General features: G+C 36.6%; 24 protein-coding genes and 1 riboswitch. Of the genes, 6 read left to right on the top strand and 18 right to left on the bottom strand.

Going from position 1 to position 24,875, the window contains the following annotated elements; genetic code table 11:
- Window positions 1-66: 66 nt before the first annotated feature.
- From I5435_RS19950 to I5435_RS19980, 7 genes are all read right to left on the bottom strand, one after another.
- Window positions 67-1,053, bottom strand: coding sequence for a C39 family peptidase (locus I5435_RS19950; RefSeq protein ID WP_036205547.1), 987 nt, complete (start codon window positions 1,051-1,053; stop codon window positions 67-69).
- A gap of 155 nt (window positions 1,054-1,208) precedes the next feature.
- Window positions 1,209-2,705 (bottom strand): class I adenylate-forming enzyme family protein, encoded by a 1,497-nt coding sequence (locus I5435_RS19955; RefSeq protein ID WP_337982860.1) that lies wholly within the window; start codon window positions 2,703-2,705, stop codon window positions 1,209-1,211.
- Window positions 2,706-3,162: 457 nt separating this feature from the next.
- On the bottom strand, window positions 3,163-3,735 hold the full coding sequence (locus tag I5435_RS19960; protein WP_024364510.1) for a DUF305 domain-containing protein: 573 nt from the start codon (window positions 3,733-3,735) through the stop codon (window positions 3,163-3,165).
- A gap of 93 nt (window positions 3,736-3,828) precedes the next feature.
- Window positions 3,829-4,065, bottom strand: coding sequence for a cysteine-rich CWC family protein (locus I5435_RS19965; protein ID WP_337982861.1), 237 nt, complete (start codon window positions 4,063-4,065; stop codon window positions 3,829-3,831).
- A 31-nt stretch (window positions 4,066-4,096) separates the two neighbouring features.
- Window positions 4,097-4,297, bottom strand: a complete 201-nt coding sequence (locus tag I5435_RS19970) for a hypothetical protein (protein ID WP_024364508.1) — start codon at window positions 4,295-4,297, stop codon at window positions 4,097-4,099.
- Window positions 4,298-4,312: 15 nt separating this feature from the next.
- Complete coding sequence (locus I5435_RS19975) at window positions 4,313-4,522, bottom strand: hypothetical protein (protein ID WP_024364507.1); 210 nt, start codon at window positions 4,520-4,522, stop codon at window positions 4,313-4,315.
- A gap of 53 nt (window positions 4,523-4,575) precedes the next feature.
- Entirely contained in the window at window positions 4,576-4,800 is a 225-nt protein-coding gene (locus I5435_RS19980; protein ID WP_229387790.1) for a hypothetical protein, read from the bottom strand.
- A gap of 150 nt (window positions 4,801-4,950) precedes the next feature.
- On the opposite strand from I5435_RS19980, the gene I5435_RS19985 reads away from it, so the two are divergent.
- Window positions 4,951-6,639, top strand: coding sequence for a ribonuclease J (locus I5435_RS19985; protein ID WP_443136931.1), 1,689 nt, complete (start codon window positions 4,951-4,953; stop codon window positions 6,637-6,639).
- 80 nt (window positions 6,640-6,719) lie between these two features.
- On the opposite strand, the gene I5435_RS19990 is transcribed toward I5435_RS19985, so the two are convergent.
- Window positions 6,720-7,355: a restriction endonuclease subunit S domain-containing protein gene (locus I5435_RS19990; RefSeq protein WP_337982863.1), complete on the bottom strand. Its 636-nt coding sequence runs from the start codon at window positions 7,353-7,355 to the stop codon at window positions 6,720-6,722.
- Between the two features lie 212 nt (window positions 7,356-7,567).
- Between I5435_RS19990 and I5435_RS19995 the strand changes: the two genes are divergently transcribed.
- Entirely contained in the window at window positions 7,568-7,957 is a 390-nt protein-coding gene (locus I5435_RS19995; RefSeq protein WP_024364503.1) for a helix-turn-helix domain-containing protein, read from the top strand.
- A 372-nt stretch (window positions 7,958-8,329) separates the two neighbouring features.
- Here I5435_RS19995 and I5435_RS20000 read toward each other — a convergent pair whose 3' ends face one another.
- A complete protein-coding gene (locus I5435_RS20000; RefSeq protein WP_024364502.1) occupies window positions 8,330-9,214 on the bottom strand; it encodes a radical SAM/SPASM domain-containing protein in 885 nt (294 codons plus the stop codon).
- Between the two features lie 252 nt (window positions 9,215-9,466).
- Between I5435_RS20000 and I5435_RS20005 the strand changes: the two genes are divergently transcribed.
- On the top strand, window positions 9,467-9,913 hold the full coding sequence (locus I5435_RS20005) for a hypothetical protein (RefSeq protein WP_024364501.1): 447 nt from the start codon (window positions 9,467-9,469) through the stop codon (window positions 9,911-9,913).
- 76 nt (window positions 9,914-9,989) lie between these two features.
- Here the strand turns inward: I5435_RS20005 and I5435_RS20010 are convergent, their stop codons facing one another.
- The 3 genes from I5435_RS20010 to I5435_RS20020 all read right to left on the bottom strand — a co-directional run bounded on the left by I5435_RS20010 (window position 9,990) and on the right by I5435_RS20020 (window position 14,661).
- The gene (locus I5435_RS20010) at window positions 9,990-11,390 is read right to left on the bottom strand and encodes a SpoVR family protein (RefSeq protein ID WP_258842738.1); all 1,401 of its coding nucleotides are present in this window, start codon (window positions 11,388-11,390) and stop codon (window positions 9,990-9,992) included.
- A 47-nt stretch (window positions 11,391-11,437) separates the two neighbouring features.
- Complete coding sequence (yhbH, locus tag I5435_RS20015) at window positions 11,438-12,607, bottom strand: sporulation protein YhbH (RefSeq protein WP_337982864.1); 1,170 nt, start codon at window positions 12,605-12,607, stop codon at window positions 11,438-11,440.
- Window positions 12,608-12,765: 158 nt separating this feature from the next.
- Window positions 12,766-14,661 carry a PrkA family serine protein kinase gene (locus tag I5435_RS20020; RefSeq protein ID WP_024364498.1) on the bottom strand — a complete coding sequence of 632 codons (1,896 nt, stop codon included), beginning with the start codon at window positions 14,659-14,661 and terminating at the stop codon, window positions 12,766-12,768.
- A 206-nt stretch (window positions 14,662-14,867) separates the two neighbouring features.
- On the opposite strand from I5435_RS20020, the gene I5435_RS20025 reads away from it, so the two are divergent.
- Window positions 14,868-15,863 (top strand): M23 family metallopeptidase, encoded by a 996-nt coding sequence (locus I5435_RS20025; RefSeq protein WP_108031128.1) that lies wholly within the window; start codon window positions 14,868-14,870, stop codon window positions 15,861-15,863.
- A gap of 549 nt (window positions 15,864-16,412) precedes the next feature.
- Complete coding sequence (locus I5435_RS20030; protein WP_337982865.1) at window positions 16,413-18,107, top strand: methyl-accepting chemotaxis protein; 1,695 nt, start codon at window positions 16,413-16,415, stop codon at window positions 18,105-18,107.
- 71 nt (window positions 18,108-18,178) lie between these two features.
- Here I5435_RS20030 and I5435_RS20035 read toward each other — a convergent pair whose 3' ends face one another.
- The 6 genes from I5435_RS20035 to I5435_RS20060 all read right to left on the bottom strand — a co-directional run bounded on the left by I5435_RS20035 (window position 18,179) and on the right by I5435_RS20060 (window position 24,397).
- Entirely contained in the window at window positions 18,179-18,871 is a 693-nt protein-coding gene (locus I5435_RS20035) for a hypothetical protein (RefSeq protein WP_337982866.1), read from the bottom strand.
- Window positions 18,872-19,044: 173 nt separating this feature from the next.
- The gene (locus I5435_RS20040) at window positions 19,045-20,538 is read right to left on the bottom strand and encodes a sodium:solute symporter family protein (RefSeq protein ID WP_024364494.1); all 1,494 of its coding nucleotides are present in this window, start codon (window positions 20,536-20,538) and stop codon (window positions 19,045-19,047) included.
- Window positions 20,539-20,562: 24 nt separating this feature from the next.
- On the bottom strand, window positions 20,563-21,315 hold the full coding sequence (locus I5435_RS20045) for an SDR family NAD(P)-dependent oxidoreductase (protein ID WP_025220639.1): 753 nt from the start codon (window positions 21,313-21,315) through the stop codon (window positions 20,563-20,565).
- Complete coding sequence (locus I5435_RS20050; protein ID WP_229387804.1) at window positions 21,305-23,053, bottom strand: methyl-accepting chemotaxis protein; 1,749 nt, start codon at window positions 23,051-23,053, stop codon at window positions 21,305-21,307. Before I5435_RS20050 ends, I5435_RS20045 begins: the two co-directional genes overlap by 11 nt.
- Window positions 23,054-23,160: 107 nt before the next feature.
- A riboswitch (cyclic di-GMP riboswitch) is annotated at window positions 23,161-23,246 on the bottom strand.
- 225 nt (window positions 23,247-23,471) lie between these two features.
- A complete protein-coding gene (locus tag I5435_RS20055; RefSeq protein ID WP_024364491.1) occupies window positions 23,472-23,666 on the bottom strand; it encodes a hypothetical protein in 195 nt (64 codons plus the stop codon).
- Window positions 23,667-23,899: 233 nt separating this feature from the next.
- Window positions 23,900-24,397, bottom strand: coding sequence for a YehS family protein (locus I5435_RS20060; RefSeq protein WP_337982867.1), 498 nt, complete (start codon window positions 24,395-24,397; stop codon window positions 23,900-23,902).
- 194 nt (window positions 24,398-24,591) lie between these two features.
- Between I5435_RS20060 and I5435_RS20065 the strand changes: the two genes are divergently transcribed.
- A complete protein-coding gene (locus tag I5435_RS20065; protein ID WP_029747426.1) occupies window positions 24,592-24,786 on the top strand; it encodes an alpha/beta-type small acid-soluble spore protein in 195 nt (64 codons plus the stop codon).
- Window positions 24,787-24,875 lie beyond the last annotated feature (89 nt).

Below are 24,875 nucleotides of genomic sequence, written 5' to 3' on the forward strand. Positions count from 1 at the left end.
TTTTATTTATTAGTGTAACATACTTTTGTGCAATCCAAGCTGCGCTCTATAGCACTCCTCAAAACATTATTTATGAACCGCTACCGCTTGCATATTTAGCTCCTGATAGCTCTTAAAAAATTCATCTACATTGTATGAAACATTGCCCTGCAATGGATCCATTACGACAACTTGTTTATTTGAATAACCGGTTAATACGACAGCATGTAAATTTATGTACGCATCACGTTTCAACGTTTCTCCTTCATAAACCCATCCTTTATTGCCAGTTGTTTTAGGTGTCGATAAATCAAGCGTTACCCATACAACAACCGGTACCCCCTCCTCAACAAGCTCTAAAATATCACTTTGTGATGCACCACTCATATTCGTTACCCGCAAGTTGGATTGCTTATCTGCAATCGCCGCTTCTGCCGCTTTCACAATTGGTGCAGCAAAGACATACATACCATTGGCCTTATCACGCGGATTTCCTGCGTAGGCAACAGCTGGATTCGGCCCATATCGCTGGCCACCTGCTGTATAAATATTCTGTTTAGGCAAATAGGTATCAGCCATTTCAAGCTTTGTCACATCCATACCATAATAATTTAAAACAGCTGTTAGTGAGGTAATTTCACAACCTTGGGGAAGTTCTGGCTTTTGCATAATGACTGGAACTGCTAGCTCCTGTTCTGCTCTAGATGAATGTGCTGGCAATCGGTAATAGGGCTTGGTCACGTCATACGTGAATTTTTCGATTGTCGTATAGCCATCATTGTCACCTACGTTATTGAGCGTTGTTGCAGTAATCGTATATTCCCTACCTTCTACAAGGTTTGTAAAAGTAGCTTCTCCCTCATCAGAGCCCATCGCTTCTTCGATTTTCTTACCAGACTCCACATCTGTCAGTTTTATATATAAATTAGGAATCGGTGCACCACTATTAAATTCTACCGTCAAAACTGTTAATTCATTTTTAGGTCGACTCTGCTTTGTAAATTGATTACAACCAGAAAGTAGCATGATAATCATAATCCCTACGATTAAAAGACGTTTATAATCCCTCCACAAGACAAATTCCGCTCCTATCTTTCGAAGAATTAGTCAATCTTCTATACTATTTTTACTATTTGTCGTAGTCTCATTATACGCTAATTTAGTAGGTGTTCATATTTTATCCTGCTACTTTTCAATGATTAGACAAAACTAGTGCACTTACTGCTACTTTAAGTAGTTGCTATTTTAGGTCGTAGTGTGTGTTTTAACACCTTTCCAGATGCATTGCGCGGTAGCTGCGTTAAAAATTCAATGTCAAAAGGTACTTTATATTTGGCGAGCTGTGTTTGACAATAGGCTAAAATCGTAGCCTCCTCTAACATCTTTCCTTCCTTTAATACAACAAAGGCTTTTGGTACTTCCCCGTATACTTCATGTGGTAATCCGACAACTGCTGCTTCTAAAATTTCTGGCAGTTGATATAAAACTTCTTCAATTTCAATTGGATAAATATTTTCCCCACCACGAATAATCATATCTTTTTTGCGATCCACTATATATAAGTAACCTTCTTCATCGAACCTTCCTAAATCACCTGAATAGAGCCAGCCATCTCGAATTGTTCGAGCCGTTTCTTCCTCATTGCGTAAATACCCTTTCATCACCTGTGGCCCTCTCACGCAAATTTCTCCAACCTCGCCTGCTGGTACAGTTTCTCCCAAACTATCTACTACACGAACTTCTGTCTGTGCTAACGGTTTGCCGACTGAACCGATTTTCGTTAATGCATCAGCGTCTAACAGTGATGTAGCAGCCGGTGAATTTTCAGTTTGTCCATATAAATTTTGCACGTTTACATTCGGTAATGCCTCTTTCACTTGCTTGACAAGTTCATATGGCATCGGAGCCGCCCCATAACATAATAGACGTAAATCGTTAAAGCTATGATTCTTAAATGCAGGTGTATTTAATAGGATTGTATACATGGAAGGGACACCAAAGAATATTGTCGCCTGCGTTTTAGCAAGTTGCTCTAATGTATTTATAGGTGAAAAGCTTTCCTCTATCATTACGGTTCCACCTTTATAAAACATCGGCATCGCAAATACATGCAGTCCCGCACAATGAAACAATGGCGTACAAATAAACATCCTATCTTGAGCTGTCATAGTCATTGATGCTGACCAAATAGCCGCCGTCGATGCTATATTTTGATGCGTTAGCATGACACCTTTCGGCTTGCCTGTCGTACCGGACGTATACATAACAACTGCCGTATCATTCGCATGTAATGGGGTAATCGTTCTTTGTCCCTGACAGTTTTCGATAACCTCTTTCATTTCCTTTAAACCGATTATATGTTGAAATGAATAGCTAACATCTGCTAATACTTCGGCTATGCGCTCATCATAAATAAGCCCTTTTGCTTCAGAGTGTTTGACAATAAAGTCTACTTCCCGTGCTGCTAACTTCGTATTAATAGGCATTACAACAAAACCGGCTAACTGAATACCCATGTAAGCAATTAAAAATAAATCAGAATTAAGTGTATATAATGCAATGACATCGTCTTTTTCAAAGCCCTGTTGTTGCAAATACGCAGCAAATCTTTCTGTATGCTTATAAAACTCACTATACGTTACTTTTTGTTGGGCATAAATTGTCGCAATAGCATCTGGTTGCTGTGTAGCATAATGTTGTAAAATATCCGTCATAAACATCGTCATCATAAACCCCCTCATTATTTTTCGTTACTAATCTTGTCCATTCCCTTACAAGTAATAAAAGAAAATTATACTAACAAAATTCAGAAAATTTAGATTACATAAACTATTTTAACAAGCTGGTAACGTTGAAGCAATTTTCTACACATTCAAAATATGTAAGTGATGTCACAGAATATTCTTCGACGTATGATTTTTTCGTTTGTTTAGAACTAGATAGAAACAACAAGTGCTTTCATTGCTTTGCGAAAAACGTCTACTGAAATTAAATCAAAAAGGAATCTATTTGCAGTTGACTAGTAATGGAAGTTTTCACTAGTGGAATAGCGACTATAACTAAAGCTATTGATTATATCGAAGCCAATTGCCAATACTGCGAAAAATTTCTTTTCTAGTTTATTTTAGAAATTTATAATATTTTAAAACGCTAAAATTGCGTACAATTTTAGCGTTTTAATATTTAGCAATCTTGTAGCCCATCAAGTAATTTTTGCATTTCATCAATTTGACAACATAGTGTTTGAATCATGCATTGAAGTATTGGTATTAACTCTTGGCATATGCAGAATCTTAAAACATTTTGGGCGAGTCGTACACCTGCTTGATGGTGAACAATCATATCTTGTAGATAATTTACATTGATGCTATTAGAAGTTGGTGGTGAGCATAATGCTTGGAACATTGTTTCAGCAATATCTTTAAATGTACACATATATTCATATAATTCATATTCTGAATTTTGGACGATACAGCATCTGTTTTGTATTGCTTCTAAACTATCTACTATTTCAGTATGCGTTTTGATCACTTCTAATGCGAAATTTTGAACGGGGATATTCGTTGTATATTGCAAAACATTTTCGGACATTTTAATAGCGGCTACTTGATATGGAATAATTTGTTTGATGAAGTTTTCGGATATGCTACATGTTATCGTGACATACGTCATCCCTTGCATCATCTTGTTGATTATTCTTTTGTTTTCCTCTAAATATGCCTGTGTTACATTACTAAGTGGAATTGGTTTGGTCATTAGACACACTCCTTTCAGAGTAATGTATGCCAAATAGGTTGTTGTGTGATAGACATTTGTACCACCAAAATCGGTAATAATGCCAAGGATTATCTATATCTCTTTATATGTATGTAAACAATTTTGACAAATGCACTTTTTAGGTTCCTCAGAGATTGCCTTTATGATACCTTCTGGGAATTTTTCCGTCATACACCAGCATGTCTTTTGACCTTCTACTACTCCACAATGATTTTCTTTCCCACATATTGGGCAATGCTGTTCTTCATATTGCACTTCAACACACTCCTTTCCATTCCATTCTACTGTACAAGAAAAGGAGTGCGACATACATTTTTTGTTCGCACTCCCTTTATTATTATTACTTGCGCATAGATTGATTTATTTCTGCCTTTACTTCTTCACTGTTTGTATCACTATATATGGCAGTACCAAACCCACCGTTTTTAGCTAATCTCTCTTTTACTTCGTTATAAGATAAACCCGCTTGAGCATTTTTACGTTTTACATCACTAATATTTGTACCGGACACCGTAAGCTGTTCTTCATTTATATTATGCAAGTAAACCCATCCCTCCTATAATTCATCAGGCTGCATTTCAATCAGTTCGTCTCCCTCTCTCTTCACTCTTTTATTGAGTTCTTCAATTGGGATAATATCAACCGTTTGCATATCTTCATGCAAGTCAAAAATGCTAATTGTATCCGAATCAACCATATCTGGCTTGTCCTTACTTGATAAATTCATAAATATTCTCTTCTCATGTGGCACATTTTCTTTGTCCATGTTTGCTCACTCCTTTTCCATTAATGTGTGTAAACATGCAAAGATTATGTGTTCTACATTTTGACTGTTTTATCTACACGATGATATTCGGAAATTTGAATGACCCGAACATCCCTTGTATGCAATTCATGATAAATCCCTCTGCTATCCGTAAAGGTAATATATTGATCGCGCTCACTTTCAACCAATTGTTGCGCTTTTTCCTGTGACTCTATATGGATAAATCGTCTTACATAATGCAACTCATCAAAAAAATAGGTTATTTTAAATTCTTTCATTATAAACAACTCCTTCATTATTGCACTTATCATATCCAATCTCGAATGCGTCATCCTCTGTCTGTCAGCTTTTACTGACGAGTTTGAATACCTACAAAAGTATAAGATTGGAGACTTAAGCAATACTAAAAATTATCGTAATACGTTTATATGGAGGTAATCACATTGACTGTAACAAAAAATGCATTATCTATTTTTGCTCTTGGTGGCATCAACGAAATCGGTAAAAACATGTATGTTATACAATACGCTGACGATTTGTTAATTGTCGATTGTGGTGCGAAGTTTCCGGATGAAAGCCTACTTGGTATTGATTTAATCATTCCAGATATCACTTATTTACAGGAGCATAAAGAAAAAATAAAAGGATTGATTGTTACTCATGGACACGAAGATCATATAGGTGGCATTCCATACCTCTTAAAAAAAATAAATGTTCCTATTTATGGTACTCGCTTTACATTAGGCTTAATCGGACTAAAACTAAAAGAACATAAACTTTTAAGAGAGACGGAATTAATTGAGATTGGTTCTGATTCAGCTTTACATTTCGGTAAGATTGACGTTAGTTTTTTCAGAACAAATCATAGTATACCTGACTGTCTAGGAATCGTTTTTCAAACACCCGAAGGAAATGTTGTACACACAGGTGATTTCAAGTTTGATTTAACACCTGTAAATAATCAATTTGCTGATATTCATAAGATGGCTGAGGTTGGTACACAAGGTGTATTAGTATTAATTTCTGAAAGTACCAATGCTGAACGACCGGGCTTAACACCATCAGAAAAACTGGTAGGTCATCATATTGAAGAAGCCTTTCTACATGCTGAACGCAAAGTAATTATTTCTACCTTTGCCTCCAATGTGAATCGTATTCAACAAATTGTAGATGCCACAATCGTAACGAATCGTAAACTAGCACTATTAGGTCGCAGCATGGTAAATGTTGTAGATGTCGCTTTAGAGCGTGGATATTTAACAATACCAGAAGATTTGTTAATAGATGCCCGTGAAGTAAAGTACCTCCCACCAGAAGACGTCGTTGTTTTATGTACAGGTAGTCAAGGGGAACCATTAGCAGCCCTTGCCCGTTTAGCTAGTGGCAACCATCGAGAAGTAAAGATTTTACCAGAGGATACCGTTATTTTAGCCGCCTCTCCCATACCAGGAAATGAAAAAGGTGTTTCTCGAATTGTCGATAATTTATTTCAGCTTGGGGCTAAAGTGATTTATGGTTCATCCAGTAACACTGGCATGCATGTTTCTGGACATGGTTATCAAGAAGATTTAAAACTAATGCTGACATTAATGAAACCGAAGTTTTTTATTCCGATTCATGGTGAATTTCGCATGTTACACCAACACCGTTTGCTAGCAGAATCTGTTGGTGTCAAAAGAGGGCATACCTTTATTATCAAAAACGGAGACGTTGTCGATATTGAAAATGCTAAAGCGAGGCAAACGCGAAAAATTCCATCTGGCGATACGTATGTAGATGGCATTGGTATTGGAGAAGTTGAAGGAATTGTATTACGTGACCGTAAACAACTATCAGAGGATGGGATGCTCGTTATCGTATTAACGCTTAGTAAAGCAGATGGGTCGATTATTTTAGAACCTGATACCATTTCACGGGGGTTTGTTTATGCGAAAGAATCAGAGGATCTTCTCCTCAAAGTAAATGTCTTAGTAAAAGCAACCATTAGTGAATTACAAGAGGAAAGCAAGCAGCAACTGTTTGTTTTAAAACGAGAAATTAAAAAGGCTGTCGGCCAATATCTTTTTTCACAGACGAAACGTAAACCAATGATTTTGCCTATTATTATTGAAATTTAACTATTTAAAAGTCGGTGTAAGCTTCACTTCTTTAGTGTACACCGACTTTAAATTTTATTTGCCAATCAGGATTTATTGTTTCACCGAAATAGCTCTCCAGTAAAAATTTTATGGAGTGTGAAATTATAATACATTTGTAGTTGGTCAAAGCCGTCATTTAACTGTCTAGTATGTTGTTCTGTTTGCTGCGCAATATTACGAATATGCAGTGGTAACTCCTCTACAGCAGTTAGTAAGGATTTTTTATTTTTCAATAGTTGTTGACTTGTTTTTAATAGTTTGACAATGTTCGTTTGCATGTCAAGTGAAGGTATATCTATTAGAATCTGATGTAACTGTCTCCAGTCTGTATTTGGTTGATACCAACTAAAAAAATAGTATAAATAATCGCTTAAAATAATGGACTCATTTGGAATAATTGCGACAACGTCATGTGCTATATACGCTACACTTTCACATTGAAATATATGCTTGTTAGCACCATCTAGGCTATTTTTTTCAAATACAATTGTTTTTGCGGGAACCTTCGCCCATTTCCATTGATTTATCGCACTATCCAATTGAGAGAATCGATGAATATCTTCGCCAAGAGACAACCATTTTAAATTTTCTGCGGTAATAAGTGGTTGATCTACTTTTGAGAAATTTGGAATATGAGGTGTTGTTAAACTAGCAACAATAAGAGCTATTTCATCTAGTCTATAACGCTTCAACACGTTTAGATCCTCCATTCTTCACAATATGCCATCCTCACATAAATAATTGTTAACGCCTGATTTTAGTGAGTCAAATGGTAGATATTTTCTCACTTAGCATTCATATAGTGATTATTGTACCATTTTAATGTAATATTATCTACATTGTATAACTTTAATGGTATATGCATTTTCATTGTTTTTCACTAGCTTTTTACATAGAGGTGAATGATATGTCAGACTTTTTAAAGCTAGTAGGTGAACAACTCCGTATCATTAGAGTTTCCAAAGGGCTTAGTCAAGAAGAAGTTGCAGAGAGAACGGGGAAGTTAGGTTTTAGTAAAGGTCGCATTTCAAATATTGAGCATGGGCAATCTAATATTACGTTAAGTACATTGGAAATGCTTATGAAGGCGTTAGATATTGCACCTGAAGAACTCTTTAATTTCCAACGATTATCGGGTGTTACTGATATTGAAGAGAAAAATCTTATGCTCGACATTCATCGCTCATTATTAAGAGAGCGCAATTTAGACGAAGTAAAATATGTAGTACGTATCACAAGAGATTTTCTAAATACCATCGATGCGCAAACAAAGAAAAACAGCTCTAATGTTGAATAACATTAGAGCTGTTTGACTGTAAACGCGGGTTGCCAAGATTTAAAGTGTTGATTGATTTCCGCTACGGGTTGCTCGCTTTTTTGCGGGCGTGGCTTAAGCCTCCTCCTCCGCTTCGCTACGTGCGGGGTCTTAAGTCTCACGCTTATCCCGCAGGAGTCGAGCAACCCTTCACTACAATCGCAAAGTTTGCATCTGGGTGCCAGTCACTCACACAATTTTACTAAGTAAAAATCCACGTAGACTCCTGCGGGAACGCACAGAACGTAAGACGCTGGCATTCCGCGCGTTAGCGAGGGTTGCGGCTTACGTCGTGCCCGCGGAAAACTACCGTCAGTAGCGGACAGCAACGGTCACAGTACTCTAATCCCTCCCCTATTCTCCTTCCATCCCAAACTTCTGTCGATAGCCACATTTTCTACATAGCTCTTCGACCGCTTCTCGTCTTGAAAAGCCTTCTACTATATTATTGGCACGCTCACCTTCTACAATTTCACTAAAGGATTGCTCATGAACATTGCCTAAGTTAATAACACCTTCTCCATCAAGACAGCAAGGTACAACAGTGCCATCTACAAGAATAGCTGCTTGGCTGCGTAACGCATGGCAAAAGCCTTTCCCTTCATCCTCTGGAGCAAGTAGACTTGGCCATCTAAATTCATGGTCTTGATTTAAATAAATATTATTCGCAATTTTTACACCCTTACCAGGCTGTACTTTTTCTTCGATTCGAAAATCGAGATTATATTCATTTTCTATAATTTCAAGCGTCTCACGGTTTCTTCTTGCGGCCAAATCTGTAACATGATCCTGTTGTAAATTCCACAAACGATACGAAATAATCGTATTAAATTTGCTTGCTTCACGCACAAATTCTAAAATATCCCCTAAATATTTTTCACGATTTTCAGAACCCTCATGCCCATCAAAGCTGTGTAATGAAAAATTGATTTGGCGTAATGCAGGCTTACCTAATAGCTTTTCGCGATTTTTTTTAATCAGCGTACCATTCGTTGTAATATTGACCTTAAAGCCCTTGTCATGAGCCGCATCCAAAAGCTGATGAATACGTGGATGTAAAAGTGGTTCACCCTTTACATGCAAGTAAATGTATTTCGTATGTGGGCGTATTTCATCCAATATTTTATTAAATTGTTCAACTTTAATAAGTCCCTTAGCACGCTCAGTTGGCGGGCAGAAACTACAAGCTAAATTACAAACACTTGTTATTTCTATATAAACCTTTTTAAATGTTTTCAACGTTTATTCACCGTTCCAGTTCCATAGATATTCATATAATCTTATTCATTTTAACAAATTTTCGTGATAGCGCGCAGAAATTCATGTTGGATACCCTAAATGTAATGTTTCTATCATGACTTTTTACTACTTTCACACATAGCAATAAATAATTTTCTTTATATTCTCTGTCAATATAAGGCTACACGTACAAGTAAACTTTTAATAATTTAATACTTTAATAATAATACTTAAAAGAAAGGAGTGGAAACTATGACAGGTTTTTATAATTCTCCAAAACATTCGAATCACTCGGAGGAACCTGAAAGAGAAAGTTCTAATAAACAAGCGAAAAATAACATCACAATAAATATTACATTTAATATTGGCAATACCGAAAACCACTTTGAACAAAGGGCTGAAGGTGGCGGTCAAATTAATAAAGATGTTGGAACAAATGCCAACCAAGGTGGGCAAAACGCGCTAAATCACAGTCAAACAAGAAATCTTAATTCTCAATTTGCGGATGGTAATGGCAGAAGTGGAATTGCTGGAGATGATAACGATGAGGCTGGTGGACAACAAGGTATCAAGGTACGGGATAGTTTAGTTATCGATAGTGATATCCATTCGCACGCTAGTCAGTCTCAAGATGTTGAAGAAGGACTACTAGATACAGTACCTGAAGAAGAACCATCTAACAGCGACCACAATGAATAAAAATTCAAATTCATTGCCTAAAAAAGTAAAACTTCTATCTGTAGGTTGTTTCATCCTACCTGATAGAAGCTTTGCTTTAAACAGAACGCTTATAATTTTTTGTACCATCGTACGAATAAAGCATTGGCTTTCCATCAACATACGTCTCTAAATGCACAGGACGCCCCCACAATTGATAAATATACGGCAAGACATTTTCTAAATAATGTGGATCTAGTTCCATTCCTTCATAACCATGAACCAAATATAATTCACCATTTCGTAGGTAATCGCCATTTTTCACAACGATATATGGGAATCCTCCATTGACGCGCATCGATACAAGCTGGTCCCGCACCATTTCATGATCTTTATCTGTTATACGATATTCATTGCCCTTTTTTTGAAACAAATACAAATCCTCTTGCTTGGCTAAATCCTTTGTTAAATAGTTGCGAATAAAGGAAATATCCGATTCAATTTCTCGCACCTCAAACATCTTTTCACGCCCCGTGTTCGGTAGAACGCCTAATCTGCGCATCTCTTCACTTGGGTTATTATAGCGTTTTTCAATATCCTCAAATATTTTCAAACCTAAATAATAAGGATTAATCGATGTTTTTGATGGTTGCACAACACCTGCGTTTAATTTGGCATATTCAATTGTCTCCACTGTTGTTAAATTCAGTTCACGCATAATGCGTTGATGCCAATAAGAAGCCCATCCTTCGTTCATTATTTTGGTTTCTAATTGCGGCCAAAAATATAGCATTTCCTCACGCATCATCGTTAAAATATCTCGCTGCCAGTCCTCAAGCTCCCGACTATGCTCCTCAATAAACAGTAATAAATCTTTTTCCGGTTTTAATGGAAACTGTTTAATTTTTCTACGTACAGGTCTCTGCTCTTTTTCTTTCGTATCTAAATTCCAAAGATCATCGTACGGTGATTTGGAAGTAACCACGTCTTCTTCATCTTGTTCCTCATCTTCGGATGACAGCTTTGGCCTTAATAAGGAAGGGTCGATATGTTCTTGAATGGCTAAAATTGCATCTAAAAACTGTTCCACCTCTTCTTTGCCATATTCTCTTTCATAACTGGCAATACGTTCTGCTGTCGCTGTCATACTCTCAACCATATCGCGTCTTGTATTTGAAAATCGCACATTGTTTTTAAAGAAGTCACAGTGTGCTAATACATGCGCAATAATTAGCTTATTTTGTGTAAGTGAATTCGTATCAAGTAAAAACGCATAGCACGGATTGGAGTTAATAACGAGCTCATAAATTTGACTTAATCCCAAATCATATTGCAGCTTCATCTTATGAAATTGCTTTCCAAAGCTCCAGTGGGAAAAACGAGTAGGCATACCATATGCGCCAAATGTATAAATAATATCTGCAGGACATATTTCATAACGCATCGGGAAAAAATCTAAACCAAATCCTGTTGCAATCTCTGTTATTTCATCAATCGCACGGTGAAGCTCCTTCTCCATTTTTCAGCCTCCTCCTTTCGGAAATGAATGGCTTAACACCTTCCAATTTAATTTTCATTTTGCAATTCAGTTTTTTGGAAAAAGCTTTTTAAGGCATCGTAGACATCGCCTTTTTTCTTTAAAATATGATACCTAAATTTTGGATCATCAATTTTTTTATACGTATACATTAGCGTCGAGAAACGATTATGCTGATTTACTTCTCCATAGCCAAACATACTCGATACTTCCATCAATTCACTCACTAGTTTTAAACATTTCTCATTGTCCATCGAAATGTTCTCGCCATCCGAAAAATGAACTGGGTAAATATTGTAACGGCTTGGGTTATATTTATCGCGTATTAACTCTAACGCTTTTATATACGCAGATGAACAAATCGTTCCGCCACTTTCTCCCTTTGTGAAAAACTCTTCTTCTGTCACCACTTTTGCCTCTGTATGATGTGCAATAAATTCAATTTCCACTGTCTCATATTTCGAACGTAAAAATCTCGTCATCCAAAAGAAAAAGCTTCTTGCACAATATTTTTCAAAAGTGCCCATGGAACCACTTGTATCCATCATTGCAAGCACAACTGCCTTCGATTCAGGCCTCTCCACTTCATCCCATGTTTTAAAGCGTAAATCATCGTTATGAATGGGCGTAATTTGAGCATTCCCTTCCATGGCATTGCGTTTGATCGCATTTAAAATGGTACGCTTCTTATCAACATTGCCCATAAGCCCTTTTTTCCTTATATCATTGAATTCGATTTTTTCGGTTTTAATATCTGCTTTTTCTTTTTGCTGTAAATTAGGGAGTTCTAGCTCTTTAAACAACACATTTTGAACTTCCTCCATGCTGACTTCTGCTTCATAATAATCTTGACCAGGCTTGTCACCAGCTTCTTTTCCATTGCCATTGCCTTGATTGCTCTTTCTACCGTCGCGTGCGACAACATCCCCCACACTACTATCACCTTGTCCTTGACCGACATGCTTTGAATTATCATAGTTATATCGAATTTTATATTCATCGAGGGAGCGTATAGGTATTTTGATAACCTCTCGGCCATTTGACATAACAATACTTTCCTCACTTACTAAATCGGGTAAATTGTTTTTTATCGCATCTTTAACTTTTTCCATATGACGTTGTTGGTCTTGGTGCCCTTTACGATGGAGGGACCAATTTTCCTGAGAGATGACAAATCGCTTATTTTCGTTTTCAGTCATTTTTATCCTCACCCATCTATCAAATTCGCTTTTTCTATCCTATGCTAGCAGTTAGCTTTCTTGAACTTTTTTAGAGAAATAAAAGGAGTGCCCTAAAAAATGGGACACTCCTATTCCGACGATTCATTACGCCCCTGCATAATTGTCACTGGCATTGGTTAACGGTTTAACAAACTACCTACATATTGTAATAATTCATTCGCCGATGTTGTGTTATAGCCATGCTCATCAACAAGCCTTGCTACAACTTCATTGATTTTCTTCAGTTGTGACTCATCAGGCATTTTGGAAGACGTTGTAATTTTTACGATGTCTTTCAAATCAGCAAACAGTTTCTTTTGGATTGCTTCTCGTAATCTTTCATGAGAATTATAGTCAAAACGCTTGCCATTTCTTGCGTAAGCTGAAATGCGAATTAATATTTCCTCACGGAACGCTTTTTTCGCATTTTCAGAAATGCCAATTTGCTCTTCTATGGAACGCATTAGTTTTTCATCTGGATTCATTTCTTCGCCAGTTAAGCGATCAAATATTTTATTTTTATTACAAAATGCCTCTACATTATCGAGATAATTATTCATTAATGTTTTGGCAGATTCTTCGTACGAGTAGACAAACGCTTTTTGCACTTCATTTTTCGCAATTTCATCGTACTCTCTTCTTGCAACAGCAATATAGTTCATATATTTTTCTCGATCTTCTTGAGATATAGAAGCATGCTGATCAAGACCATCTTTCAGTGCTCGCAACACATCCAATGCATTAATAGATGGTATTTCTTTGCGAATGATTGCTGATGAAATACGGTTAATAATATACCGTGGATCAATACCGTTCATGCCTTCGTTAGGAAACTCTTTTTTCAGTTCCTCTAAGTCAACGGAATTAAATCCCTCCACATTTTCTCCGTCGTACAAGCGCATTTTTTTAATAAGATCCACACCTTGTTTTTTCGGAACTTCTAGCCTTGTTAGGACCGAAAAGATTGCTGCGGCCTTCAATGCATGTGGTGCAATATGAACATGAGCCATATCACTTTCATTAATCATTTTTTCATAAATGTGTTCTTCCTCGCTCACTTTTAGGTTATATGGAATTGGCATAACAATAATACGGGAATGTAACGCTTCGTTCTTTTTGTTCGAAATAAAGGAACGATATTCCGTTTCATTTGTATGGGCAACAATTAATTCATCGGCACTTATTAAAGCGAATCTTCCTGCCTTAAAATTCCCTTCCTGCGTCAGTGACAACAGATTCCATAAAAACTTTTCGTCTAATTTCAACATTTCTTGGAATTCCATCATTCCTCGGTTCGCCTTATTTAACTCTCCATCAAAGCGATAAGCACGAGGGTCCGACTCTGAGCCAAATACGCCAATAGTCGAGAAATCAATGCTCCCCGTTAAATCTGCAATATCTTGAGATTTTGGGTCAGAAGGTGTGAAGGTTCCTATGCCCACACGTTTGTCTTCAGAAAAAGTGATACGCTCAATAATGACATTTTCAATACGTCCTTCGTATTCTTTTTCAAGACGCATCGTATTTAAAGGCGATAAGCTGCCCTCAATTCGTATTCCATACTCTTCAAAAAAGTCATTACGTAAATGATGTGGAATTAAATGCAGAGGGTCCTCATGCATTGGACATCCCTTAATTGCATAAACTGCTCCCTCTTCCGTGCGCGAGAATTGTTCAAGTCCTCGCTTTAACAATGTTACGATTGTTGACTTTCCTCCACTTACAGGCCCCATCAATAATAAAATCCGTTTTCTAACATCTAATCTTCTTGCTGCCGGATGGAAATATTCCTCCACCAGTCTTTCAATTGCTGATTCAAGCCCAAAAATTTCTTTTCCGAAAAATTGATACATCTTTTGCCCATCGCGTTCCTCTACACCTGCGCTTTTAATCATATTGTAGACGCGAGAATGGGCTGTTTGAGCAACTTCAGGTCTTTCCTTTATGATGCGTAAATAATCTGCAAATGTACCTTCCCACTTCAGTCGATTTTCTTCTTCGCGATAGCTCTTCACTTTATCTAAAATGTTGATAGCCTTCCCTCCATTCTTTCAGGGCTTGATTTATAACATAGTATGAAGTTAGATACATTATGATACCCATTACTTTTTCATTGAATTAGTTTCTTCTTATTGTTCAAGTTTTTTTCTCGCTACATAAAAGGGATTTACTGCATTTAAAGTGGACTTATGAAATATAAAATTTCGGTTATTCTAATCTGTAGAAAGGAGGTCCAATTTTGAATCGTTATTTAATTTTCCTTCTGACATGTATGCTGCTGTGGAGTTATTTTCCCCCAACGGTTACACTGGCAAATGAAGGACCGAGTAATGAAGAAATTTTACAGCAACGTATGTCCTATTACGTACAATTCGATGAATTACTAATTCCATGGCACTTTTTAGCGGCTATCGATCAATATGAGCGTAATCTTCAATCCGTTCGTAAAGATATCCCGAAACGAGATGGCTTCATCGCCATTCAATTTTCTGATGAATATTGGTCAGGTGCATTAAATCCTGTCAAGGAAGATACGATACCTGAAACAATCAGTTATTTTGGTGGAATGGGACTGGATGGCAACGGTGATGGTATTGCAAGCCCTTCAGATGATGTAGATGTGATCTTCTCCATGGCCAGTTATATAAGTCAATTTGGTTCTACAGATGAAGACTTTAAACTTGCTTTATGGGAATACTACAGAAGTGAAGAAGCCGTTAATCAAATCGTCACGATTTCCACTTTGTATAAACATTTTAAAACGACTGAGCTGGATGCCCATACATTCCCGATTCCAACACGCTCTGATTACAGCTATAGAGGTACTTGGGGTGATAATAGAGGTTGGGGAGGCAGACGAATCCACGAGGGAACTGACATTTTTGCTGGCTACGGGACACCTGTACTGTCCACTTCCTATGGTGTAGTCGAAGTCAAAGGCTGGAATCAATTCGGAGGTTGGCGAATTGGTATTCGCGATAACCATAATTCTTATCACTATTATGCCCATCTTGGGAGCTATCATAAGGACATAAAGGTTGGAGATGTTGTAGAACCAGGGCAAGTACTCGGTTATGTAGGCAGCTCGGGTTATGGAAAAGAAGGCACATCTGGAAAATTCCCTCCACATCTTCATTACGGCATTTACAAATTTAATGGTCGAACAGAATGGGCATTTGATCCATATCCATCTTTATTGCAATGGGAACGTCAAGCAAAAAAAGATAAGCAGTAAAGAACTAGGCAACCGCTCCATTCACAGCGAAATCAGATGGATACCTCTAAAGACAAGGCAAGAGGCTGGGACAATAGCTATTCTTGCTTTTACAATAAATTAAATTCACTAGTTGTTGGTAGCGGAGGCGGTGAATCCTGCTCAGAACAGCACACAATGTAAGACGCGGGTTGCGGCTTACGGTGCTGAGCGGAAAGCACCGCCGTAGCGGGCAACAACGGCATAGCAAAAAAGTGTTAGATTGATTAGGTTCATCTAACACTTTTTCTCTTTTATCCCAGCCTCTTGCAGTTTTTTGATATCCTCTATAGAACTTGTGAAAAATTGTATAGTATTGTCAAATTTATTTTTTCTAAAAACACCATGACAATAGGTAATTAGATACACACCTTTAGCAAACAGACAAAAATATTTGAAAAATATGAATTAAATTATGCCAAAAAACCTTTTTTAGTATTTTCAACAAAAAAATTCTACTTTTCTTTTCAAATAGTAATAGAATAAATAGAGTAGGATAAGTTTTAAAGAAAAAGCTAAAGGATGGAAAAAATGAATCGTTTATTTCAATTTAAAACAATTAAAGCACGTTTATTAAGTACATTTATTATGTTATTAGTATTATTTGCTTGTTTTACTACGTATACTTATTTTTCTAATACAAACATGGAGAAACAGGCTAAAGTCCTCGTTGAAGAAGATTTAATTGTGTTAACTGCAAGTAAAAATCTAGCAATGTCTACGAGCGTCCGATTATCTGCCGCCTTAAGTTATGTTGTATCCGGTGATGAAAAATACATAGAGACGTTTAATGAATACCGTAAAATTGCTGAAGATAATAACCTTATCGTCGAAAAGTATGAAAATACGCCCGAACGGGAAAAACTCGTAGAAATGGCTCGTGAATGGAGCAACCGAGTAAATAGTGAAGTATTTGAAGTATATAAGCAAGGTGATAAACAATTAGCGTTAGAAAATTTAACAGCTATCAATCATCTTGTAACTGAAGTGCGCACTGGCTATGAAGAAGTAGCTGATAAACGCGCCGAAGCCATTACGAAGGTCGGCAACGATGTCGTATCCACTAGTTCAAGCAATAATACCGTTGGGGTCATTGTAAGTATTATCTTATCAGTTATAGGAATTCTTATCGCTATTTTTACAGCAAGTAGAATTTCTAAACCGATCTCTGTAGTTTCCCATCATATGAGGGAATTAGCTGATGGGAATTTACGCAATGAAAAGTTTTCCGTTACCCGTCAAGATGAAATTGGTCACTTAATGCTTTCTGCCAATGACCTGAATGAAAAATTAAAAGATACAATCAGCTCTATTCATAATGTATCTGAAACAGTAGCTGCAAGCGGTGAGGAATTAGCGCAATCTTCTAATGAAGTTCAGACAGGTACGGAACAAATTTCCTATACCATGCAAGAGCTTGCGACTGGAACAGAAACACAAGCCTCTACAGCTAGCGATTTAGCTGAAACTATGACAACGTTCCAACGCCATATCTATGAAACAACGCAAGAAGGCATTGAGTTGAAAGAGCATTCGGGGCAAGTACATGATTTAACAAACACAGGGAAAACATTAATGGTTCAATCTACACAACAAATGGCAACTATTAATGACATTGTGTTAGATTCCGTAAAAAAGGTAGAAGGTTTAAACGAACAGTCTGCTGAAATTTCAAAATTGGTTTCTGTAATCGATGAAATTTCTAACCAAACGAATTTGCTTGCTTTAAATGCTGCCATCGAAGCGGCACGTGCAGGAGAACATGGCAAAGGCTTTGCAGTAGTTGCCGATGAAGTGCGTAAGCTGGCAGAACAAGTACAATTCTCTGTGACAGATATTTCAACAATCGTTCATCGCATTCAAAGCGAAACAGGCAATGTCACAAATTCCCTTCAATCTGGTTATGAAGAAGTAAAAAAAGGAACAGCACAATTAAATCAAACGAATCATACATTCGATCAAATTTCTCAAGCGATCGAGGATATGAATAACAATATTAATGTGATTTCAAATAACTTAACAAAAATTTCCCAACATTCCGAAGCGATTAATGGCTCGATTGATGAAATGGCTTCTATTTCACAAGAATCCGCTGCTGGTGTTGAGCAAACAACGGCCACTGTTGAAGAAACAGCTGCAACAATGGATGAAATTTCAAAGAGTGCCAATCAATTAGCTGAAATGGCTGAAGAGCTAAACACACAACTACAAAAATTCACACTTTAATACAAGGAAAAAGCTATCCGAATGTCTTCGTGATAGCTTTTTTATTAGGCTAGATGACATCTAGTATAGGATTATTGCCAATGTCGGATAGGTACTCGCTCTAATTCATAGTGCTTGATAATAATACTGACCTTTTGATACCATTGTTCACACAACGCCATTGCTTCGATATACGTATCATCTTCTATTGAAATGCCATCCTCTTGTTCTAAAAAGATATACTCTATAATTGGATCGCTTAGATTGTCTACCACCATTTTTAAAGCTAATTGGGACACTTCCTGTTCCTCACATGCTTCTTCCTCAATCTCCGCTTCTTCTACTAAAACATGATGGTCCCCCGCTAGTAAAGAGTCATTAAACAAACCATTACTAGTTCTTGCCACAATATGACCGTCCTCTACAATCGCTACCTCATAAATTTCATTAAAACGGACTTCTTTCTTTACTACTTCTGCTTCCCAATCTTCTTTAACTGCCAGTATAAGTGTTTTGGATTGCTCATTCAGTAATAATGCATGTAAAGCATCACTTGCAATGATGCCATGGGTATGAGGGATATTCTTTAACTCTTCTTCACTTGCACTTTTACGCTCCGCCATTATTCTAAAAGTATGATATTTCCATTTAATAAAACGTATTACGCCAATGATGACTAAGGTTATGCCAATTAAAAAGTACAATTTTTTTATGAATTCAGCATCCATTGCCATTGCTAAAAACAAATATATCGTACCTAACAATACTAGAAAGATTGTTTTCATTATTATCCCACTTTCAACAAAATAATAGATAGGGAAAATACATCTCTATAGTAGAAATCTTATTCAGCTATCTCTCTTTTCATGCTTCATTTTTGGATAATAAAAAACACGAAACACTGGTATCCTCAAGTGTTTCGTGTTGTTGAACAAGTCTTTTTAAGCTAACACAGAGCTTATTGTTGTTTCACTAGCTCGTCCTTACTGCCTACATTATCTAATGTTTTATCTTTTTCAATTTTATGCATATCTAGCACATGTTGTGAAGGTGGCACAAGCAAACTGACAATCACAATCGTTATACCTGAAATAACTACTCCAGAGAAAACAGGTGCCTGCCATAATTCGTTTATTAAACCTATAAAGCCTTCAGACTGTATGGATAAACTAGGTACAAAAGTTAGTGTTGTGATTATATAATAGATCAGCCCGACCGATATACTTGCCCAGACAGCTGGCGTACTGACCCGCTTCCAAAATGGACCTAAGACAATTGGCCAAAAAATCGTCACGAATATTACGTCCCAAGCTAAGTAAGCTAAATCAATTACTTTTTGAAAGCTAACAGCCAAGATTAAGCCTAATACTGCACTGCTTAAAATCACAAGTCTTGAAAATCTCAATAAATTTTTAGGATTAGGATTACGATTAATAAAGTCTAAATAAATATTCTTTGTGATAATACCAGAAGTTGCAACATAACATGCGGCAACAGTCGACATTCCCATCGCTGCCATTGCTGTTAAAAAGATTGCAGCTAAAAGAGGAGGAAAGTATCCTTGTGCAAATGCTAGCATTAACGTTTCTGGATTTGTGCTATTAGGATAAATTGTTTTAAAGGCTTCACCTAACATGCCAGGAATCCAACTAATCGCTATAATAACGATACCAGCTATAATCATACTGCGTTGTGCTACTTTTGGACTTTTCGCGGCGGCTACCCTTTGACCTAAGTCAACAGCAGGGATATCACCAAGCGCTAATACTAGATATAACGTCCAAAATTCAGCTCCTGCCTTATTAAACAATTCACTTATATTCCACCACTCCGGATTAAACGTCACATCAGGATAATAAATAAACACAAAAATGGTAATACCTAAAATACCAGCTACTGCTAGCGCACCTTGTACGATTTCTGTGTAGGCTACAGCCCATAAACCGCCAATTACAGAATACAGTGCTGTTAACGATACAAATAATAATGCTGCTGGAACAAAATCTATTTGTAGCAATTGCTGGATAATATACGTTCCACCAACCGTTAAAGCTGCTGCATTAAAGATTCCAAAGGCGATAGCCATTACAATCCCTGTGTAAGCTCCTAACTTTTTACTACCATATCTTAAGCCATAGTAGTCTGCTAATGTCCATCCTTTTAATCTTCTAAGCGGTTTGGTCCATATAAGCGCACCAAGAATCATACAGGTCCCTAAACCACCCATCGTCGCTGATCCCTCAAAGCCGCCACTCGTATAACCAGAACCGACAGCTGCAAAAAAGAACGGAGCGGCTAATAAAGCCGCAATTAAACTTCCCGTCACAACTGAGAGAGGCATGCTCCATCCGGCTACGATTAAATCTTCTGCCGTATTAACGCGTTTATACCCCTTATAACCAATATAATAAATAAAAATTAAGTACACGCTAAAGATTAAAATATTCAACATTTTTATTGCTCCTTAGTTCTTACATTATCCGTTCATCACTACTCCACCATTAGGCGTTAAAATCTGACCTGTATAGAAATCAGCGTTGTCAGAGGCTAAAAAAAGTACACTTTTTGCGATTTCCTCAGGTTGTGCCAAGCGTTTTAATGGATACTTTGCAGATTCCTCTTCAATATAGTTCTCTCCAAATTCTTGTAGGATATCTGTGAGTGTCCCACTAGGAGCTACAGCGTTTACTAAGATGTTGGGCGCTAATTCTCTTGCCAAAGCTTTCGTAAATGCATTAATGCCGCCTTTTGCAGCTGAGTAATGCGTAAACTCTTCACAACCTAGACTACCAATATCTGAAGAAATATTAATAATCTTGCCTTTGTTTCGTTCCTTCATTCGTTTCGCTGCTTCTCGGCAATTATAAAAACATCCATAAAGATGTACTTTAATCATTCTGTCCCATTGTTCGTCTGTTAAATCTAGCACGCTAGAAGCTTGTGCAAATCCTGCATTATTTACAAGAATATCAATCTGTCCTAGATGACTATCCATGTATCGGAACATGTCCTGTACTTGATGAGAGTCTGATACATCAGCACGGTATTTATAAGCTCGTACACCTAGCTTTTCAGCCTGTGCTCGCACTTCTTCTGCTTCATGATCGTCACCAATAAAGTTAATCAATACATTGGCACCTTGTTTTGCGAATGCAAGTGCAATTGCTTTTCCGATGCCCTTACTAGAACCAGTAATCAGAACATTTTTTTGTGCTAAATTATTTTCCATTTTCATCATTCTCCAATTTGAATTTTGCTACAAGCGCTTGTAATTCTTGTGCTGTTATTCCTAAAGAAGAAGAAGCCTCTTTCACTTCTTGCATCGTCGTTAATTGTTCCTGTGTCGCTTTTGACACATTAGATGAAAACTCTGATGAAAGCTCCGCTGATTGTTTAATGTTATTGACAGACGCTGCAACTTCCTCTGACGAAGCAGAAATTTGCTGAGAGGCTGCTGAAATTTCACGAATTTGACTAGCGACTTCTTCCGATGATGTAAGAATTTCTTTAAAGATTTCCCCTACTTCATCTGTATATTCCATACCTGCTTTTACATCTGCTTTTCCTTTTTCCATCACGACAATGGAAGCATTTGAATCGGATTGAATCGTACTAATTAGATTGTATATTTCTGTTGCTGATTGCGAGGATTGCTCTGCCAACCTTCTCACTTCATCTGCTACCACTGCAAAACCTTTACCATGTTCTCCTGCTCTTGCTGCTTCAATAGCTGCATTTAAAGCAAGTAAGTTAGTTTGATCCGCAATTGCTGTAATAAGACTCACAATATCGCTAATTTTATTCGTATTAACATGTAAGCCATTAATGGTTTTGCCAATTTGTTCTACTGAACCATTAATTAGCTCCATTTGGGATATAACTTGTTGCACGACTTTATCTCCACGTTCAGAAGCAAGAGATGCTGCTATAGATGATTCGGCAGCAGTATTTGCTGAGTCAGCTATTTGTTGAATACCTGTTGCTGTTTCTTCCATAGCTGCAGCAGTTTCTTCTGTCATCACCATAGATGCTTCCGCATTCTCATTTATACGTTTCATATCCTTTGCAATATCGGTAGAACTGTTAAACGACTCTCCTGCATTGACAGTTAACTGACTTGCAGCAGAAGAAACATGATTAGATGTATTTCTAATATTTAAAATAATATGTTGCAAATTGGTAACCATCGTTTGAATAGATTGCGATAAGTTCCCTATTTCATCTTTTGTAATTTCTAATTCAACTTGTTGCAATTCACCATTTGCCACTTGATTTGCAACATCGACTACTTTCTTAAGAGGTTTTAATAGTCGATCGATAATTATGTAAAGTAAAATTAGTAAAATAATCAAACCAACAACTGCGATTGCAATTTGTTTTGTCATACTTGTTTTAATGATTGTATTTATGTAATCTGCGGAATAATCAATACCTAATAAGGCAATCATTTTGCCATTATCATCTTTAATAGGAGTAAATACTGTTCTCCAAGCACCAAATTGATCTTCGAATACGTTCGTCACTTCAGACTGATTACTGTCAATTGCACGCTTAGCTGTTGCTACATGTTCATCTGCTAAATCTTCGAAAATCTCACCAGCTTCATAAACCTCATTCAAGTTGGATGTATACCCTATCGGATTAACACCTTTATCTTTCATATCCCAAATATAACTCCAGCTCATTATCCCCTGTTCTTCCTGAATCATATCTAGCTGTTTTTGGAGATTTTTAAAATCGGGATTACTTTCCCCTTTTTCAGTTAATAAATGTTTTATCTGATCACTATCGAGATTCATAGCTGTCAATATACCAACACTTTTTAACTCTTGTTCCAAATCTACATTCATTCTTTTGTTAAGCTCACTAATACTTTGCGTTGTGACGATAGAAATCAACATTAAAACAATAATTGAAACTGTAAGTAATAATTTGTTTTTCAATGAAACATTTTTTAAAAATTGCATAGATAATTCCTCCTCTTTATATTTTATAGGTCAAAAAAAAATAACCTATTTCAAAAGAAATAGGTTATTAAAGATAAAAAAATAATAAATCCCAATAACTACTAATCTTTTGCAACCCAGCCATCATAGCGTTATCTGCCTTAGACCTGTAGCTTTGCGTCTCTACCTTTCAGTAGATTTGCCCTTATTTCTCCTCAAATTAACATAATAGTAAAAAATAATCAATACAGCTTCCAAAATTACTATTTAGTCCATGCTCTTATTTTACTACTTATGTACAAACAATGAAATAATTACTATGTAAAAATATTCTTCTTTATTGTAAAAAGTCCTGACAAAAAATAAGCAGCGACAACGTAAACATACGTTATTGCTGCTTAAATTTCTGATAAACACTTACCCCTAAATGTTTATTCAATTATGCAAGTTGTGTTACGAGTAAGACAGCTGGAATAAAGGATAATGCAAAAACGCACATATACCATACAGAAGTACGGCGTAATGAAAAACGAACTTTTTTACGTTCTGCATAAAAAATGTCTAACATAACAGCAACTATTAATGGAATACTAATGCAAGAAATAGCAATTAAAATAAAATCAAAAAATATCATAAAAAGCACCCCTCTATTCATGAACATTTCTTTTCCATTTGTGACAACTTTGTGTCAATTTCATTGTACACAATTCCGTCACATTTATCAACTGTTCAAAGAAAATAATGGTGATTTTACAATTTATTTTTTATTGCTTTTATTGTTATTATGTACTTCATCCAATACAAACAAAGGCGGGACGCTTACTGTAGGTAAGCATCCGACCACAATTCACTTTAACAATTTAATACTTAATCTCTATATTTATATGTTAAACCTTTTAAAAAGTTTCTCACAAAGCGATCGCCACATTCTTTGTAATTACGATGACTAGGATTTCTTAAAATCGCGCCTAACTCACCTTTCGATACTGTTACGCCACCTTCATATAAAATATCAAGCATATCTTCCGTTGTTAAAGCCATTGCAATTTTCACTTTTTTCAAAAGCATATTATTTGGGCTTTCTTTCCCTGTAACCGGTGGTGGCCCTTCCTGTGGACCTTGTTTTGATTGTTGAGGGCCACGTTTAAAAGTAATTAAACCATTTAAAAATGCCTCTACCATTTTGTTATTACATTTAATGTAATTCTCTGGGATATCTTCTTCATCTTCTTTAATTTTGATAAGCATGTTTAATACATCCTCTTTAGTGTATTTCATACCACCAAGCTTAAAAATTTCTACCATATCCGTATTTTTAATATCTAGTGCATATCGTAAACGAATCAAAATATCATTATTCGTCATAGCAAAACCTCCTTGATTTCCTTGCAAAATCTGAATTTATAAGAGCCAGGCTTTATTATAACAGAGTAAATTGTATTTTTAGCTAGCTTTGCAATTATTCCTCGCCTATAGTATGTAGATTGCACATTTCCTTGTTTTTAAATGTATGAAAATCAAACTGCCGACCATTCTAATAGCACAAGGAGGTGAGAAAAATGGCTAATAAAAATCGAAGTTCCAATAAACTTCAAGTTCCTGGTGTACAAGAAGCTGTTAATCAAATGAAATATGAAATCGCACAAGAATTCGGCGTACAACTTGGGCCAGATGCTTCTTCTCGCGCGAACGGTTCCGTAGGTGGAGAAATCACGAAACGACTTGTAGAAATGGCTGAAAAAAGACAAAAATAAAAGGTGCCAGGCACTAAAACAATTCAGAATTGTTTTAGTACCTGGCACTTACTTTCTTGCCCCTTTTATCATGACGAAGATGAATACTA

The organism is Lysinibacillus sp. C5.1, assembly GCF_016350185.1.
GTDB lineage: Bacteria > Bacillota > Bacilli > Bacillales_A > Planococcaceae > Lysinibacillus > Lysinibacillus sphaericus.